Raw genomic sequence first — 14517 nt, forward strand, 5'->3', positions numbered from 1 at the left:
GTTATGGCTGAAAAATTTGATGTAGTTGATATCATTCGCGCGAAGCGGGATAAGTCGAAGCTATCGAAAGAAGAAATCGATTGGACCATCGATGCCTACACTCGTGGCGTCATAGGCGATGAACAGATGGCAGCATTGGCCATGGCAATCTTCCTTAACGGTATGGATCGGGAAGAAATTGCCCAATGGACACACGCCATGATTGAGTCGGGCGAACGGATGGACTTCTCTGGTCTCGGACGTATCACCGCTGACAAGCACTCAACTGGAGGCGTAGGCGACAAGATCACGTTGCCACTTGCTCCATTAGTAGCTGTTTATGGAGTTGCAGTTCCGCAGCTGTCAGGACGCGGTCTAGGACACACTGGTGGCACTCTCGATAAACTCGAAGCAATTCCTGGGTGGCGAGCTGCTCTGTCCAATGAAGAAATCATGCACCAACTCGGACTTGAGGGCCCGGGCGCTGTGATTTGCGCGGCTGGATCCGGACTAGCACCAGCTGATAAGAAGCTGTATGCACTGCGTGACATTACCTCAACAGTTGATTGTATTCCGCTCATCGCCTCATCGATTATGTCGAAGAAGATTGCCGAAGGAACACATTCCCTAGTCCTTGATGTCAAGGTTGGCTCTGGCGCATTCATGAAGGATCTTGCCAAGGCTCAAGAACTAGCCCGGACTATGGTTGATCTGGGAACCGATGCGGGAGTGAAGACCACTGCCTTGCTGACAGATATGTCGACACCACTTGGTATGAAGATTGGTAACGGTCTTGAAGTCGAAGAATCTGTTGAAGTTCTTGCAGGCGGTGGCCCATCCGACGTCGTCGAACTGACCCTAGCGTTGGCTCGCGAAATGTTGACTGCAGCAGGCCAGCCTGATGCAGATATCGAAGCTGCGCTTAAGGATGGTCGTGCAATGGATGTATGGCGCAAGATGATCCGAGCACAAGGCGGAGATCCTGATGCGGCGATGCCGGTCGCTAAGCATACGCAGGACGTCGTGGCAGAAGCGGACGGTGTGCTTTCTACTCTCGATGCGCTCTCTGTTGGCGTAGCATCGTGGCGTCTTGGCGCAGGACGTGCATTTAAGGAAGAACCAGTTCAATTGGCAGCTGGAATTGAACTATTCGCCAAGCCAGGCGACATGGTGAAGAAGGGCCAAAAGCTCATGACTCTCCACACTGATGATGAGTCGCGAATTGAGCGTGCGCTGGCTTCTCTCGACGGCGGAATCGTTATCGGTGGCGAATATCAGCCACAAGAATCTGTCGTTTTAGACCGTATTTCATAGCTAAAAATAGAAGATCAAGGGCAATAGCCTTTGCAGAGAAAAGGAGAAATCGTGGCAACACGTGAAGAAGTAGCAGGCATCGTAGATCATACTTTGCTGAAGCCAGAAGCAACCATGGATGACGTTAAGAAGCTTATCGATGATGCAAAGAAACTGGGCACATACTCAGTTTGCGTCTCGCCTTCGATGCTTCCACTTCCAGAAGAAATCGAGATGGGTGACGTTAAACTTGCCGTCGTCTGCGGTTTCCCATCTGGCGCAGTCGCCTCTGAAATCAAAGCCGCTGAAGCTGCTCGTGCAGTAGCAGCAGGCGCAGACGAAGTCGATATGGTTATCAACGTTGGCTTAGCAAAGGAAGGCGCTTGGGAAGAGCTCGAATACGACATCGCCGTCGTTCGTGACGCTATCCCATATGCGGTACTCAAGGTCATTATCGAATCGGCTGCATTGACGGATGAAGAAATCGAAAAGACCTGTGAAGCTGCAATGAACGCTGGTGCAGATTTCGTGAAGACGTCCACCGGCTTCCACCCAGCTGGCGGAGCTTCAGTCCATGCCATTGAGATCATGAAGAAGACCGTGGGCGACGAACTAGAGATTAAGGCGTCTGGCGGTATTCATGATGGTGCATTCGCATTGGAGCTTATGAAGGCTGGCGCAACTCGACTCGGTCTATCAGGTACCCAGAAGGTTCTCGATACTCTCCCAGAGTGAGAAAGAGTAGCCTCATAGTATAGCAGAAATAGCGCAAAGTCAGGCGGAAGTCTGGATTTGCGCTATTTCTACATTTGTTGTGATTACCGGTGTTATATAACTGTGCGGGCTAACCAGAGTTTCTTCTGACTAGCCCGCACCCAGTTATCCGAAACAATCAGTCAAGTTTGAGAACGTCGCCCATTTCAGCCTTGAATCGGGTGAGTCGCTCCGAAGCGAGAGTGCGCACCTCGTTAATATCGCGGCCTTCGAGTGGCACGATAACTTCGAGGTAGCACTTAACCTTTGGCTCGGTACCTGATGGACGCACAATCGCCCGATCACCGTCTTCAGTGCGTAGAACCATCGCATTCGTGGGTGGCAACTGATCGGTGCCGTTGGATAGGTCGACGACGGAGGACACAGCAGATCCCAGCAATACCTTTGGCGGGTTGCTGCGAACCTTGTCCATGGTAGCTGGGATAATCGACAAATCATCGACACGAATGGTCACTGGGGCAGTGAGGTATAGTGCACCAATATTGGTAGCAATTCGGTCGAGTTCGTCACGCAAACCCTTGTTTTGGGTTTTGAGTGTGGCGGCGGTTTGTGCAATAAGTAGACCGGCAGACAGGCCATCCTTATCCTTAACGTGTTCTGGATCAACACAGAAACCAATAGCTTCTTCGTAACCGAAGCTGATGTTGTGTGCTCGTGAAATCCACTTAAATCCGGTCAACGTTGCTTCATAATCGAGTCCATGATGATGCGCAATCTGTTCGAGCAGTTGTGAAGATACGATCGAGTTAGCGAGGGTACCGTTGCCACCTTCTGCTTCGATGCGGGCAGCTACCTGTTCTCCTAGGAGAGAGCCGATTTCATCGCCGGAAAGCTGGGTCCACTCACCGTTGATCGGCACAGCTGCCGAAGCACGGTCAGCATCTGGGTCAGAGGCGATAACTAGATCTGCATTCTCTTTCTTGGCGAGTGCGATAGCTAGGTCAAGCGCACCAGGTTCTTCTGGGTTCGGGAAAGAAACTGTGGGGAAGTCTGGATCTGGAGTATTTTGTTCGGCTACTTCGACGACGTCCTTGAATCCGGCGTCTGTTAGGACACGACGCATAACTTCCGCGCCTACACCATGCATTGCGGTGTAGACGATCTTGACATCGCGTGGGGTGTCAGGGGAGATCGTTGCAACGGTTGTAGAAACGTAGGTATCGATAAACTCTTCATCAATGACACCCCAGCCTGATTCGGCTAGCTTGATTTCATCCGCAGCCGGAGCAGACTTAATATATGCAGCAATTTCTGAATCAACCGGCGGCACAATTTGAGAACCGCGACCGTTTTCGTCGATTGCGCGTCCGCCGGTGTAGACTTTGTAGCCGTTATCTTGTGCTGGGTTGTGCGATGCGGTGACCATAACGCCGGCGTCAGCATCGAAGTGACGCACTGCGAATGCGAGAACCGGAGTGGGAAGTGCTCGTGGCATAATCTTTGCGCGCATGCCTGCAGCCGTCACGATTGCTGCGGTATCAGCAGCGAAGTCTGCAGAGTTGTAGCGGGCATCGTATCCGATGACGACGAGAGCGTCATCGCCGACCTTTTCTTTCAACCATGCGGTTAATCCGTAAGCGGCACGGCGTACGACGGCGCGGTTCATGCGGTGTGGTCCACCCGCCATGCAGCCACGCAAACCAGCTGTGCCGAACTCCAAGAATCCTTGGAAACGATCAGTAAGCTCAGCCTCGGCTACTTTATCGCCGCCTTGAGCTTTGCTCAGTAACTCAGCAACTTCAGCGGCAGTGTTTTTATCAGGATCGTGAGCAATCCATTCTTCTACTTCGGTAACGTTATACGACATGTTTCTCCTTCAATCAGTGTTCATCAATCGTGCGTCAGAGCACGGTTGTAGAAATGCGTTCAATAATGTCAGCTAGTAATTGCGAAATACGTGGACCAGCTGCAGCGCCAGCTTCAAGCACTTCTTTGTGGTTAAGTTTGGTTGGTGCAAATCCGGCAGCGTGATTGGTGACTAACGAAATGCCAAGAACTTCGATGTCGGCTTCAGCTGCTGCGATAGCTTCAAGCGCGGTAGACATTCCGACGAGATCTCCGCCAAGAATCCGCGCCATCTTGACTTCAGCTGGAGTTTCGTAATGTGGTCCAGGAAATTGAGTATAGACACCTTCTGGCAAGCTCGGATCAACTTCGTGTGCAATAGTGCGCAGTCGCTGTGAATAGGCATCTGTTAAATCAACGAAGTGTGCCCCTTCAATTGGGGAAGTGCCAGTAAGATTGATGTGATCCTTGATCAACACCGCAGTTCCGGCTCCCCATTCGGAGACTGTTGAGCCACAGCCGTTAGTTAAGATACAAACTTTAACTCCAGCGGCGGCAGCGGTACGCACACCATGTGCAACTGCGCGGACGCCTTTTCCTTCGTAATAGTGAGTACGGGCCCCTAGCACAAGGGCATGATGACCTGACTTGAGTTTGATTGACGTGATCTTTCCGCCATGTCCCGCAACTGCAGCGGCGTGGAAGCCAGGAATATCTTGAGCATCAATCTCAGCAACGACATCTCCAATGAGTTGGGCTGCGCCGCCCCACCCAGAGCCGAGAGTTAATGCAATATCATGGTGTGATACGCCGGTCTTTTCCGCAATGACTTTTGCTGCTTTATTGGCTAGGTCTTGCGGTGAAATTTCAGTATTTTCCATAAGTAAATACTACCAAAAACCAGCAGTCATTAGGGTAGTAACCATCGCCGTCGTCACATAAAATGGGAAGCTGTGATGTTACGATTGTGACCAAAAGGATATATCTCTTATGACTGTTAACCACTCAGAACTCTGCGACAAAGAAGTGGGTAGATCAGATATGATTCAAAAAATCCTCGCTGATTTTGACTCAAGTGAAACTGTATTCGAAAATTCAGATCGGGAAGTGGCAGTGTTCGGATCAGCCCGGTTATCTTCGGAAAGCCCCTACTATCAGGTTGCGCGAGAGCTCGGACGGAACTTAGCTCAGCATGACATTTCTGTTGTGACAGGTGGTGGACCTGGAATTATGGAGGCAGCAAATCGCGGTGCTCACGAAGCAAACGGAACCTCTATCGGGCTAGGAATTGAAATACCTTACGAAGTAACTTTGAATGACTATGTTGATCGGGGAATGACGTTCCATTATTTTTTCACCCGGAAAGTGATGTGCACCAAAAACGTAACTGGATTCGCTGTTTTTCCAGGAGGGTTTGGCACTCTTGATGAGATGTTTGAGATTCTAACGCTTGAACAAAACCGCAAGTTACCGAATTACCCCATCGTTTTAGTGGGCGTATCGTATTGGGCCGGACTCATCGAATGGCTACGAGGTTCGATGTTTAGTGAGGGGCTAATTTCTCCGGATTGTTTGAAATTGTTGAGGATAGTGGATACTGCTGACGATGCAGTGAAGGTCTTTACTCCTTGACAGTATTGATGGACCATTTTTGCTAGAAAAAAGGAAAAATAGACTAGACTGTTAGGTAACAGCCGATCTGGCTTACGAGAGGAGTTCTCATGGCTGCGATGAAACCCCGAACAGGTGATGGTCCTTTAGAAACAGAGCGTTCAAATCACGGAACGATTTTACGGATACCACTTGAGGGCGGTGGACGCATGGTACTTGAGCTTCATGATGAAGAACTACATGAGCTTTACGCCGTCGTCCAACAGGCAGTAGCGGAACGCGACTAACATGAGTGTTTTGTGGGGGCACCAAGATTTGTTCTTAGCGCCCCCACTTTTAGAGTTAGGTTTATGATACCTAAAAGATAAATACTAGCGTTTAACCGCTACCAGCAAGCCGTCTCCGATGGGGACGAGGGAGCTGGTCAGCTCAGCAGACTCCTGGATAGTCTTGCCAAGGTTACGCATTGCTACTGTCTGTTCATCGCGTCGTGCAGGATCGGCAACCCGGTCGTGGTAGAGCGCATGGGCGACGACGAGGATGCCGCCCACACGTAGCATTCGTAGCGCTTCGCTCACATCGCCTTCCGCTTCTAAGATATCGCCATCGACTAGAACGAGATCATAGGAGTTTGGGGCTAGACGTGGAAGAATGTCTGCGCTTCGGCCATTGATCAGACGATAACGCCCAGATCTGATTCCAGTATGCGCAAAGCTCTGCCGTGCTAGATTCTGAGCCTCTGAATCAGTATCAATACTGGTTAATTGCGAGTCTTGTGAACTGGCCAAGAAATATAAACCGCTCACGCCGGTTCCGGTACCAATGTCTGCAATTGTTTTGACACCATTGACGGATACTAGCATGGACAAAAACTGACCAGTCGCTGGGCTTATTGGATCAATGCCTAGTTCCGCAGATTGATGACGTGCTTGGATAATAAAATCATCATCGGTCGCAAACGATTCGGCATACAACCAGGATTGGGCTTTTTCGATGCTCATTTATCTGCTTTCTTCCTATGCGGGGGATACGCCGAGGGATTTTCCAGACAGACCACGAGCACGATGACCAAGAGTTGATGCGATAGCATCGATGGCGTCACGAGCAGGTGAAACCTTATCTTGAGCTGTTAGTGGTACTCCGGCATCGCCACCTTCACGCAGTGTTTGCTCGAGTGGAATCTGGCCCAACAGTGGAACTTTGTAACCGAGAATATACGACAGCTCATCCGCTACTTTTTGGCCACCGCCAGAGCCGAAGATATCCATCTTGCTACCATCAGGCATCGCGAGGAAAGACATGTTTTCGATGACGCCGACTACTCGCTGTTCCGTCTGCTTTGCCATCATGCCAGCGCGTTCTGCAACGTCAGCCGCAGCAATTTGAGGCGTTGTAACAAGAACGATTTCAGCTTGTGGAATCAACTGTGCTACCGACAGGGCGATATCGCCTGTCCCCGGCGGCAGATCGATGAGAAGTACATCGAGATCGCCCCAGTAAACATCGGAGAAGAACTGCTCTAGTGCCCGGTGAAGCATCGGTCCGCGCCACACAACTGGAATATTTTCTTCCATGAACATACCGATTGAGATGGTCTTTACATCATGCGCAACCGGTGGAATGATCATCTTGTCCACCACCTGTGGCGGTGAATCAACGCCCATCATCTGTGGAATAGAAAAACCGTAAATATCTGCATCAACGACGCCAACCTTCAAACCTTGACGTTGCATAGCAGTTGCCAAGTTAACCGTCATTGAGGATTTGCCTACGCCGCCTTTGCCAGAAGAAATGGCGTACACGCGAGTGAGGCATCCTGGTTCGCTGAATGGGTTGTGGCGCTCGGGTGCGCCACCGCGCAGCGTCTTCTGTAGTTGAGCTTTTTGTTCATCAGTCATAACGCCCATTGTTACGCTGACGCTGGTCACGCCTTCAACACGAGAAACTGCTTCAGTCACATCGATTGTGAGCTTATCGCGCAGGGGGCATCCAGCCGTCGTAAGATTAATTCCAACAGTTACCTGACCGTCGTCGGTAATGTCCACCGATCCGACCATCCCTATCTCTGTGATAGGACGACGGATTTCGGGATCATACACTGTTGCCAGTGCTTTATCGATTAAGTCTCGAGAAATAGTCATAGGTTCTAGTCTACCTTCTTTTGCGAGGATTCATCAGCTGCCAAAAATACTGCAAGTTGAGCTTCAAGCTGGGCAATTCTGGTATTTTTTTCTTGTAATTCGGCTTGTAACTCATCGTTGGATTCACGATAAATTTCAAGTTGATCACGGATTTCCGAACGCACGAAGTCGCGGGTGGCGATGTCATTCATTGCCAACCTAAGCGAGGCAATTTCGCGAGTAATGTACTCCGTGTCTGCCAGATTTCGTTCCGCGGTAAACCGATCTTGTTGCGCTGTGACGCGGTCACGATCATCCTGGCGGTTTTGTGCCAACAAAATGAGGGGAGCCGCGTAGGACGCCTGTAACGAGAGCATCAGCGTCAGAGCAGTAAATCCAAGTTCGGCCGAATCGAAGCGTAATGAATCAGGCCCCCAGGTATTCCAGATAAGCCAAATAGCAACGAATATTGTGAGGTAGACAAGGAACTGCGGAGTTCCCGAAAAGCGGGCGATACGTTCCGAGACAACTCCTACCGCATCTGAATCCCAGCGCGCTTTCTTAATTCGGCGTGAGCGCTTATCTGATGGTTCATCAAAATTTGCCATTAGTCTACCTCCTCTTCTTCGTCATGGTTGTGTTGAGCATCAACAGCCTCATCCAGTTCGGCTTCATCTGCTTCTCGCCAATCATCTGGGAGCAGATGATCGAGCACGTCGTCGACGGAAACTGCGCCAACGAGCATATCGTCGACGACGACGGGCAGTGCTGTCAGGTTGTATGTTGCTAATAGACGCGTGATTGTTCCAATACCGTCCTCGGGGGACAGCGTCTCTATATGATCGATAATGCCACCGATCATATTCGATGGCGGTTCGCGTAACGCCCGTTGTAAATGAACAACACCCAAATATCGCCCGGTGGGTGATTCGTGAGGTGGACGGGTCACAAACATGACTGAGGCGAGGGCCGGTGCTAATTCAGGTCGACGGGCCTGAGCAAGGGCCATCGCCACCGAGGCGTCTGGTGGCAAAATAATCGGATCGGTAGTCATCAAACCACCAGCGGATCGTTCAGAATAACTCATCAGGCGACGCACATCGCGAGCTTCTTCTGGCTCCATACGCTCGAGGAGCGCCTCGGCTTGTGCGACCGGAAGTTCGTTAACCAAGTCGGCGGCGTCGTCGGGCTGCATAACCTCAAGAACGTCAGCAGCACGATCGACGTCGAGAGATTCCATAATCGCAACGCGATCGTCGTCACCTAATTCTTCCAATACATCAGCAAGACGTTCGTCCGGTAATTCGCGTGCCACTGCCAGCAAGCGATCTTCTGGCAAGTCGCGCAAAATATCGGCAACATCTGGTGCTTTGAGCCCAGAAATCTGTGCCAGCAGGGCAGTGGCGCCTTGGCTAGAAACTCTGCTAGCTAAACCACGAACGGCAGAAGTTGGGATAAGCAGGGTGTTACCGGCGTCTTTCGCACCACGTCCCATACGAATGTAGAGAGTGGTCACGCGCCATTCACGAGCGCGAGTTTGCTCGATGGCAAGATCTTCAATTTCTGCTGGTTCACCAGATTCGATCACGGTGACTTGCCGATCGAGTAGTTCACCAACAGCCATCGTTTCAACCGGGCGCTGTGTGAAACGTCGCATATTCACTAGACCGGTAGTAATGACCTGTCCGTTTTCCATTGATGTCACTCGGGTAAGTGGCACGAATACTCGGCGTTTTCCAGCAACATCAACAGTTAGCCCCACTGCGAGCGGGGCGCCCCGTAATCGGAAAACCACGACGACGTCACTAACCTTACCTACTCGATCACCGATGGGATCGAAAACGTCAGCTCCAGCGAGGCGTCCCACAAAAACGCGGGATGGACCATGAGTGCCCATTTTTCACTCTCCTTTATTCGTCGTGGCGGGCGCACCCGCTCTAATGATCAAATGCTAGCTTTGATTAGTTACTTTGTTAGCCGAGCCATCCATGCTTCGACGTCCTCAATAGTGCGTGGAATACGCTCAGAAAGGCGGATTGCTCCGTTAGCAGTGATGACGACGTCGTCTTCAATACGAACTCCGATGCCACGGAATTCTTCTGGCACCTTGAGATCGTCTTCGCGGAAGTACAAGCCTGGTTCGATTGTGAAAACCATGCCCTCTTCAAGAACTGCGTCTTGGTAAAGCTCGCGTTTTGCTTGTGCGCAATCATGAACATCAAGGCCAAGATGATGAGATGTTCCGTGCGGCATCCAGCGGCGATGATGCTGGTTTTCTGGTTTGAGTGATTCCTCAGCAGACACTGGAAGAATACCCCATTCTTCTAAGTGACGAGCAATGACGCTCATAGCAGCGGTATGTACATCACGGAATCGAACGCCAGGTTGCGAAGCTACTTCAAGGGCATAGTTGCACGCTTCAAGCACAGCTTCGTACACCTTTCGCTGCGTCGGCGAGAACTTTCCAGAAACTGGGAGGGTTCGAGTGATATCTGCTGTGTAGAGAGAATCAACTTCGGCTCCGGCATCGATGAGCATAAGCGTGCCGTCAACAAGTGGGCCATCGTTCTTGATCCAGTGCAGGGTATTCGCGTGATTAGCGGCTGCGGCAATTGTGTCGTATCCAAGGCCGTTTCCTTCTTCGCGTGCCTTAGCGAAGAATGCGCCTTCAACCACGCGCTCACCGCGCCAATGTGTGCGAGCCCGCGGGAACGATGCAACGATGTTATCGAAGCCAGAATGAGTGACATCGATAGCCTTTTGGATCTCGCTGATTTCGAATTCATCCTTAATAAGGCGTAGTTCCGAAGCGGTTTCTGCTAGTTGCTCATTCATTTCGGTCGCATCAGAAAGGAGCCCGTTCTCCTGCCGTAACTGTTCAACCAGCGACTCAATGCTGACATCTGATCTTGGCATCACTCGGATGCTAATCTCGCCAAGGTCTTTTGCCAGGGCGTCGCGCAATGAGTCGATATGCGCCACTCGTAAACCGGTTAGCGTGGACATCTCTTCAGCAGACAGACGTGCCCCAACCCAAAACTCGCCATGACGCGAATCAGCATAAAATTCTTCTGATGAGCGTGATGCGCGGGGATGGAAATACAAAGTCGCATCGTGGGTAGCTTCATCCGTGCAGTTTTCTGCTGCGCGAGGTTCCAGAACGAGAACTGCTCCTGGCTCGTCTTCGCCACCCAAACCAGTTAAGTGTGCGAAAGCAGAATGAGCTCGGAAACGATAGTCAGTATCGTTGGAGCGTACTTGCAGATCTCCGGCGGGGAAGACTAGACGTTCACCGATAAAGTGAGAGCCGAGCTTGTAATGACGCGCTGGCAGATAATCGGCGGCAGCTGCACGCTGCGGACCTGCCGGGCGAGCACCCCAGTCCTCACCGATAAACGAACGGAACGCGTCACTTTTTGGACGTTGCGTGCGGTTATGCGCACGCTCTTCTAAAGATTGTTTTTCTTCACTCATGTAACCCATTATCCCACTTAATGGCAGGGGATTCTAACCCCTAGTTGGAGGTGTGAGTATATCGCGGTGGAGCCCATGAGTAATATGGAATGCATGAAGATAGATCTGCACGCCCACTCCACTGCATCTGATGGAACTGATTCGCCTAGTCAACTGGTACTGCAAGCATACGCGGCCGGACTCGCCGTCGTCGGAATCACCGATCACGATACTGTTGACGGATGGAACAGTGCTGCGGCAGCAGCTACCGAAACCGGCGTCCGGCTAGTCCGCGGTATGGAGCTGACGGCAACGTGCCATGGAGCACGAGTGCATATTCTCGGCTACTTATTCGATCCGGAAAACGAAGCTGTGCGAAACCATATTTATACCGTGCAAGCCTCACGTGAAAATCGAGCCCGAGAAATAACTGAACGGTTGGCAGTAGACTTTCCAATCACATTTGATGACGTTCTTGCTCAAGCAGCCCCAGATGCTGTTCTTGGCCGGCCACACATTGCCGATGCACTGGTAAAACTTGGCATCATTGCCAATCGGTCAGAAGCGTTTGAACAGATTCTGAGTTCTTCTTCGCCCTACTATGTTAGTCAGTATGCTCCAGAAGCAGTTGACGTTGTCCAATTTATCCAGCAGGCAGGTGGAAAAACGGTGTGGGCGCACCCATGGGCACGAGCACGCGGGAAGGTTGCCCCAGATTCTGCTTTTGCAGAATTAGCTGAAGCAGGCCTGTTCGGAGTTGAAGTAGATCACCGTGACAATCCTGCCGATACACGGCCGGCGTTGGCTGATATTGTTAAGAGGTGTGGGCTTGCACGGTTCGGATCATCGGATTATCACGGTACTGGAAAACCAAACAAGCTCGGGGAAAATACTACATCTGAAGATGTGTACTATCAGCTTATCGACGGGACTTTTGCGGAGGTTATCTAGTGTCATTCGATACGTCGTTGTTTGTCTCGGCATTCGCAACACTCATTGTGATTATTGATCCTCCAGGTAACTTGCCGATTTTTTTGGCTTTAACGTCCAAAGCGTCAGAGCGTAACCGTCGTCGGATCGCATTCCAGTCTAATTTTATCGCTGGAATTTTGTTGCTGCTCTTCGGTTTCTTTGGTTTTGCGATGTTTAATGCGCTGGGTATTTCCGCGCCGGCATTGCAACTATCAGGTGGGCTATTGTTGCTTCTTATTGCGCTTCAACTTCTGACGGGACAAGAAGAGGACCCCGGCGAGTCCGACGGCGATCTTCACGTGGCGATGGTTCCTTTAGGTATGCCGTTGTTGGCAGGTCCCGGGTCTATTGTTGCATTCATGCTGCTTATTGATGACGCTGGGCATGACTGGGCTCGTATCATTACCACAGTTCTTGGCTTAGTGACTGTTTTGGGTATCTCGTGGCTGACAATGCGCTTTGCTAACCCAATTCTTAAATTGTTGGGTGAATCCGGAATTATGTTGCTCACCCGTTTGTCTGGCATGCTTTTGGCTGCTATCGCTGCGCAGCTGATGATTAACGGCATCGTGGCAATTGTCAATACGCATTTTTTGAGTTGAACTAAGCGCGTTTATGAAAGAAGCCGGCGAGAGAGTTTCTCGCCGGCTTTTCTATGCATTTTTTGGTATGTCACGTGCTCAGTCTGTAGATTTGCGGATACGACGACGCTGGCGTGGCTTGCGCTCGCGTGTTTCATGAGAATCAGAAGAGCGCTTCGAATGTTGACGGCTGTGTGATCCGTGCTTGTCATGGTGGTCACGCGAATCGTTATGGCGTCGTCCACGACCGGCGTTCTTGCCCGTTTCGCCGAGGTCTTCGAGCTTTTCAGCCGCTAGACCTTCCCGGACGCGTTGCTCTTTTGGCAACCGACCAGTGACTTCGGTAGGAATGTCAAGATCGGTATAAAGATGGTCTGACGTGTGGTAGGTTTCTACTGGTTCTGGCATTCCTAAGGAGAGCATCTTATTGATGACTGACCACTTTGGGGTATCTTCCCAGTCTACGAATGTGATTGCAGTGCCCGAATGGCCTGCTCGACCCGTCCGTCCGATCCGGTGGATATACGTTTTTTCGTCTTCCGGAGTCTGGTAGTTGATCACGTGGGTAACGTTATCGACGTCGATACCGCGTGCTGCGACATCGGTGGCAACAAGAACATCAATCTTGCCATGACGGAAGGCGCGCAACGCTTGTTCACGAGCTCCTTGTCCGAGATCGCCGTGCATTGCCCCGGTAGCAAAACCTCGAGCAGCGAGATCTTCGGTTACTCGTGAGGCAGCCCGCTTAGTCCGGGTGAAAATAATGGTCAAACCGCGTCCGCGTGCCTGCAGGATTCGGGAAAGAACCTCAATCTTATTCATTGCATGGGTGCGGTAGACGACTTGGCGTACAGATTTAACGGTAGTGGAATCGTCGTCGTGGGCTTGCGCGCGGACGTGAGTAGCATGCGTCATATACCGACGTGCCATCGCTACCACTGGTCCTGGCATCGTTGCAGAGAAGAGCATCGTGTGCCGGTTGGGTGGTGTTGCGCTTAAAATATTTTCAACATCTTCAAGGAACCCTAAATCGAGCATTTCGTCTGCTTCGTCGAGAACGACGGTGCGGACGGCGTGGAGGTTGAGGGTCTTGTGCTTCATCAAATCGATTAATCGTCCCGGAGTTCCGACGACGATCTCGGCACCCTTTTCAAGCTCTTTAACTTGCGGTTCATATGCGCGACCACCGTAGACTTCAACAACTCGTATCGCTCGTTTTGCGGCGGCTGCACGCAGATCTTGTGCCACCTGTTTAGCCAACTCGCGAGTAGGAACGACGACGAGACCTTGTGGTGCCCCAGGATGTTCGAGTGAGTCGAACCCTTCTTCGCTAGGGCCTACACAGCGTTGGATCATTGGGATGCCGAAGCCGAGTGTCTTGCCAGTTCCGGTTTTCGCTTGGCCGATAATATCGGATCCCTTAAGCGCTACTGGCAGAGTGAGGGCTTGGATAGGGAAGGGATGAGTAATGCCTTTTTCCGCGAGAGCTTCAGCGATTGGAGCAGATACTCCGTAATCGGCAAAAGTCTTTTGATCAAGGTTAAGATCTTTTCCAGCTGCTTCGATATCTGCTGCTGGTTCTGTATTAGTTGGAACGGATGCTTTTGATGTATCCGCGATTCCTGACGTTTGAGTCATACCTATGCTTTCTATATTCGGCTTCTGTTTGATTTTTACGCAAACCCGAAGCCGACGCGCCGTTGTGGCGCTCCTGATACCTGGACGTAACCTAAGGCATCTGCTGGTACGAACACAGTTTCATTATCTGAGCTTGTCAGTACAAGTGGCTTGTGGTTTGTTAACACATCAGTCACGAGTGCATTGAGCTCTTCAGTGGCCATATCTACACTAATGTTCACCGCAGCGGTAACGTCGCGGATTCCGATTGTAATATCCAAGGTTTGTCCTTTCTTTCCACATGACATCCTACCTTTCCTGTCAAGGACTTT

Annotated in this window: 15 protein-coding genes; 6 read left to right on the top strand and 9 right to left on the bottom strand. The window is 51.1% G+C overall.

Annotation, left to right across the window (positions count from 1 at the left end):
• Positions 1–3 precede the first annotated feature (3 nt).
• Both BLT51_RS04810 and deoC read left to right on the top strand, forming a co-directional pair.
• Entirely contained in the window at positions 4–1293 is a 1290-nt protein-coding gene (locus BLT51_RS04810; RefSeq protein ID WP_091280517.1) for a thymidine phosphorylase, read from the top strand.
• Between the two features lie 51 nt (positions 1294–1344).
• A complete protein-coding gene (deoC, locus tag BLT51_RS04815) occupies positions 1345–2007 on the top strand; it encodes a deoxyribose-phosphate aldolase (RefSeq protein ID WP_091280519.1) in 663 nt (220 codons plus the stop codon).
• A gap of 157 nt (positions 2008–2164) precedes the next feature.
• Here the strand turns inward: deoC and BLT51_RS04820 are convergent, their stop codons facing one another.
• Positions 2165–3853, bottom strand: coding sequence for a phospho-sugar mutase (locus tag BLT51_RS04820; protein WP_091280521.1), 1689 nt, complete (start codon positions 3851–3853; stop codon positions 2165–2167).
• Positions 3854–3887: 34 nt separating this feature from the next.
• The gene (locus BLT51_RS04825) at positions 3888–4712 is read right to left on the bottom strand and encodes a purine-nucleoside phosphorylase (RefSeq protein ID WP_091280525.1); all 825 of its coding nucleotides are present in this window, start codon (positions 4710–4712) and stop codon (positions 3888–3890) included.
• A 160-nt stretch (positions 4713–4872) separates the two neighbouring features.
• Between BLT51_RS04825 and BLT51_RS04830 the strand changes: the two genes are divergently transcribed.
• The gene (locus tag BLT51_RS04830; protein ID WP_157672909.1) at positions 4873–5463 is read left to right on the top strand and encodes an LOG family protein; all 591 of its coding nucleotides are present in this window, start codon (positions 4873–4875) and stop codon (positions 5461–5463) included.
• An 89-nt stretch (positions 5464–5552) separates the two neighbouring features.
• Entirely contained in the window at positions 5553–5729 is a 177-nt protein-coding gene (locus BLT51_RS04835; RefSeq protein ID WP_091280529.1) for a DUF3117 domain-containing protein, read from the top strand.
• Positions 5730–5813: 84 nt separating this feature from the next.
• Here the strand turns inward: BLT51_RS04835 and BLT51_RS04840 are convergent, their stop codons facing one another.
• The 5 genes from BLT51_RS04840 to BLT51_RS04860 form a co-directional block, all read right to left on the bottom strand.
• Positions 5814–6443 carry an O-methyltransferase gene (locus tag BLT51_RS04840; RefSeq protein WP_091280531.1) on the bottom strand — a complete coding sequence of 210 codons (630 nt, stop codon included), beginning with the start codon at positions 6441–6443 and terminating at the stop codon, positions 5814–5816.
• A 15-nt stretch (positions 6444–6458) separates the two neighbouring features.
• Complete coding sequence (locus BLT51_RS04845; RefSeq protein WP_091280534.1) at positions 6459–7583, bottom strand: Mrp/NBP35 family ATP-binding protein; 1125 nt, start codon at positions 7581–7583, stop codon at positions 6459–6461.
• A gap of 5 nt (positions 7584–7588) precedes the next feature.
• Complete coding sequence (locus tag BLT51_RS04850; RefSeq protein ID WP_091280537.1) at positions 7589–8170, bottom strand: DUF1003 domain-containing protein; 582 nt, start codon at positions 8168–8170, stop codon at positions 7589–7591.
• Positions 8170–9459 carry a magnesium transporter MgtE N-terminal domain-containing protein gene (locus BLT51_RS04855; protein ID WP_091280540.1) on the bottom strand — a complete coding sequence of 430 codons (1290 nt, stop codon included), beginning with the start codon at positions 9457–9459 and terminating at the stop codon, positions 8170–8172. The genes BLT51_RS04850 and BLT51_RS04855 overlap by 1 nt, the downstream gene beginning before the upstream one ends.
• 68 nt (positions 9460–9527) lie before the next feature.
• Complete coding sequence (locus BLT51_RS04860; protein WP_091282581.1) at positions 9528–11036, bottom strand: aminopeptidase P family protein; 1509 nt, start codon at positions 11034–11036, stop codon at positions 9528–9530.
• 93 nt (positions 11037–11129) lie between these two features.
• Between BLT51_RS04860 and BLT51_RS04865 the strand changes: the two genes are divergently transcribed.
• The gene (locus BLT51_RS04865) at positions 11130–11966 is read left to right on the top strand and encodes a PHP domain-containing protein (protein WP_091280542.1); all 837 of its coding nucleotides are present in this window, start codon (positions 11130–11132) and stop codon (positions 11964–11966) included.
• A complete protein-coding gene (locus tag BLT51_RS04870) occupies positions 11966–12589 on the top strand; it encodes a MarC family protein (protein WP_091280543.1) in 624 nt (207 codons plus the stop codon). Before BLT51_RS04865 ends, BLT51_RS04870 begins: the two co-directional genes overlap by 1 nt.
• Positions 12590–12667: 78 nt before the next feature.
• Here the strand turns inward: BLT51_RS04870 and BLT51_RS04875 are convergent, their stop codons facing one another.
• A complete protein-coding gene (locus tag BLT51_RS04875; protein ID WP_091280546.1) occupies positions 12668–14206 on the bottom strand; it encodes a DEAD/DEAH box helicase in 1539 nt (512 codons plus the stop codon).
• Positions 14207–14241: 35 nt separating this feature from the next.
• Positions 14242–14493 (bottom strand): DUF3107 domain-containing protein, encoded by a 252-nt coding sequence (locus tag BLT51_RS04880; protein ID WP_231700116.1) that lies wholly within the window; start codon positions 14491–14493, stop codon positions 14242–14244.
• Between the last annotated feature and the right edge of the window lie 24 nt (positions 14494–14517).

Origin of the sequence: Arcanobacterium phocae (assembly GCF_900105865.1) — a bacterium.
In the GTDB taxonomy this organism is placed as follows: domain Bacteria; phylum Actinomycetota; class Actinomycetes; order Actinomycetales; family Actinomycetaceae; genus Arcanobacterium; species Arcanobacterium phocae.